Origin of the sequence: Olsenella phocaeensis, assembly GCF_900120385.1 — a bacterium.
GTDB classification, from domain to species: Bacteria; Actinomycetota; Coriobacteriia; order Coriobacteriales; family Atopobiaceae; genus Olsenella_I; species Olsenella_I phocaeensis.
The window spans coordinates 516,217-518,999 of sequence record NZ_LT635494.1 but is presented as its reverse complement, the minus strand read 5'-3'; the positions used below and the strand labels follow the sequence as shown (position 1 = coordinate 518,999).

3 protein-coding genes are annotated in these 2,783 nt (G+C 72.0%); all 3 read right to left on the bottom strand.

Going from position 1 to position 2,783, the window contains the following annotated elements; all coding sequences use genetic code 11:
• Nucleotides 1–531, bottom strand: a 531-nt coding sequence (locus BQ7388_RS02410; RefSeq protein ID WP_129583220.1) for an FAD-binding protein, incomplete at its 3' end; no start/stop codon positions are given.
• On the bottom strand, nucleotides 532–1,962 hold the full coding sequence (murC, locus tag BQ7388_RS02405) for a UDP-N-acetylmuramate--L-alanine ligase (protein ID WP_072499696.1): 1,431 nt from the start codon (nucleotides 1,960–1,962) through the stop codon (nucleotides 532–534).
• A 59-nt stretch (nucleotides 1,963–2,021) separates the two neighbouring features.
• Nucleotides 2,022–2,783: UDP-N-acetylglucosamine--N-acetylmuramyl-(pentapeptide) pyrophosphoryl-undecaprenol N-acetylglucosamine transferase (locus tag BQ7388_RS02400; RefSeq protein WP_072499695.1), on the bottom strand; the 762-nt coding region annotated here is incomplete at its 5' end.

Genomic DNA, 2,783 nt, shown 5'->3' with positions numbered 1-2,783 from the left:
GCGGTAGCCCCACTCGACCTCAGACCCCTCGTAGCGCCGCAGGCCGACGCCCGGCCGCAGGGTCACCACGTCGCTCACGCGGCTGCCGATCCACTCGTGGCGCGAGCCCGCGTCCATGGACACGGCCCCGCCCACGCTGCCGGGGATCCCCACGCAGCACTCGAGCCCTGAGAGCCCCTCCTTGAGGGTCTGGCTCACGAGGCTCGAGAGGGGCGCGCCGGCTCCGGCGGAGACGAGGCCGCCCTCCCCCACGCTCACGCGCGAGAACTCACGTCCCAGCTTGACGACGCACCCGTCGAAGCCCTCGTCGGAGGCGAGCACGTTGGAGCCGCGGCCCAGCACGACCCACTCGACGCGCTCGCGGTCGAGCACCTCGATCGTGCGCCTGAGCGCGGCGTAGTCGTGGGCGGTCACGAAGAGCGAGGCGGGACCCCCCACGCGCAGGGTCGTGCGACGCGAGAGCCTCTCCCCGCGCAGGACCTCGGCGTCGACCGCCCCCGAGAGGGCCATGTATGCGTTGAAGACGCTCAACTAGGACCTCTGGCCCTCTGCCTCGGCGTCCGCCTCGCGGCGCGCCTCGATGAAGGCCGGCCCTATGGCCGTGATGTCGCCGGCGCCCTGCGTGATGAGCAGGTCGCCAGGACGGCAGGACTCGACCAGGTGCTGGACCAGGTCCTTGCGGTTGGCTATGAAGCTCACGTCGGCCACCGTGCCGGCGGCCGCGACGCCGTTCGAGACGGTCTTGCCCGAGACGCCGGGGATAGGCGTCTCGCCCGCCGGGAAGACCTCGGTCACCACGAGCTTGTCGGCGTCGTCGAAGGCATGGGCGAAGTCCGCCGCGAGCGCCTGCGTGCGGCTGTAGCGGTGGGGCTGGAAGGCGCAGACGATGCGCTTGAAGCCCAGCCCCCTGGCTGCCGCGAGCGTGGCGCGGATCTCGGTCGGGTGGTGGCCGTAGTCGTCCACCACCGTGACGCCGTCGACGTCGCCCACGTGGGTGAAGCGGCGGTGCGCGCCCGCGAAGCCGGAGAGGGCGACGGCGGCCCTCTCCACGTCGCAGCCCAGGACGTCCGCCACGGCGATGGCGGCGGTGGCGTTTGCCATGTTGTGGCGGCCGGGGTTGGCCTTGATGGTGACCTCGACGGAGCCCCCGGAGGGCAGCCGGACCGCAAAGCGGCTCGCGAGGCCCGGCTCCTGCGGCACAGGCACGCAGACGTAGTCGCAGCCCTCGTCGAAGCCGTAGCTCAGGACCCTGCGGCCCGTGGAGCGCGCGAGCTCCACGTAGTGCGGCACGTCACCGTTGATGACCACGGTGCCGGCGTCGCCCACGAGGCCCATGAAGGTGCAGAAGGTGCGCTCGATGTTCTCGAGGGTGCCGTAGTGGTCGAGGTGGTCCGCCTCGATGTTGGTGACCACGACCACGTCCGGGTCGAGGAAGAGGAAGGAGCCGTCGGACTCGTCCGCCTCGCAGACGAAGTAGCCCCCCCTGCCGTCGCGGCCGTTGGTGCCGTACTCCTCGACGATGCCGCCGATGAGGAAGGAGGGGTCCATGCCCAGGTGGTCGAGCATCGTGGCCACCATGCTCGAGGTGGTCGTCTTGCCGTGGGTGCCGGCGACGGCCACGGTGGTGGCGTCGGCGGAGAGCGCCGAGAGCATCTTGGCGCGGGGCCAGACGGGAATGCCCAGCTCGCGCGCGCGGATGACCTCGGGGTTGGTCTCGGGGATGGCCGAGGAGGTCACGACGACCTCGGGGGCGACCTCGTCGATGGTGGACGCCGCATGGCCCACGTGGACCCCGATGCCGGCGTCCTCCAGGTCGCGCACGTAGCGCGACGCCTTGAGGTCGGAGCCGGTGACCTTGCAGCCGCGCTGGTGGAGGACGAGGGCGATCCCGCTCATTCCGGCGCCGCCGATGCCGATGAAGTGCGCGCTCCCGATGCTGGAGGCGGAGGGTGATGAGGACATGAGGCTACCTCTCTTCGAAGTCAGGCAATGCCGCCCGCACGCGGCGGGCTGCATCTACTCTAGCCGATTGGCGCGCCCGCCCTCTGGGCGGCGGCCCCCTCCACTTGGTCTGCGAGCGCGGAGGCGGCCATGGCCTGCCCCAGCCCGTGGGCGGAGGCGCGCATGGCCTCGCGGCGGGCGGGGTCGTCCACGAGCGAGAGGAGCGTCGAGTCGAACTCGGGGCCGTCCAGCTCGTCGTCGGCGACGAGCCGGGCCGCGCCCGCGTCCACGAGGTAGCGGGCGTTGGCGGTCTGGTGGTCGCCGGTGGCGAGGGGATAGGGCACAAGCACGCTTGGGACGCAGAGCGCCGCTATCTCGGCGATGGAGGAAGCGCCGGCACGGCTGAGCACGAGGTCGGCCGCCGCGAGGGCCTCTCCCATGGAGTCTATGTAGGGAAGGACCTGCCAGCGCCCGGACTCGGCCTCGCCCAGCGCGAGCGCCTCGACGACCTCGTCGTACTGGCCCCTGCCGGTGGAGTGGACCACGTAGAGGCCCTCGCGGGAGAGGAGCTCGCCCTTGAGGCGCGTGACGGCCTCGTTGACGTGGCGCGCGCCGAGGCTCCCGCCGAAGACCAGGAGCATCGTGGCCCCCTCGGGGATCCCCAGGCGCCTCCTGCCCTCCTCGCGGCTCGCCTCGATGACGCTGCGGCGCACGGGGTTGCCCGTCACGACAATCTGGGTGTCGGGCGCCACGTGCGACCTGAAGGCGTCGATGGCCGCGGGCAGCGACACGCAGACGCTGCGCACCTTCCCCGCGGCGTTCTTGTTGGCGAGGCCCGGCAC

What these genes read in the sequence shown, in the direction of transcription:
- murC (WP_072499696.1), bottom strand. Translation starts at nt 1,962, where the DNA reads ATGTCCTCATCACCCTCCGCCTCCAGCATCGGGAGCGCGCACTTCATC.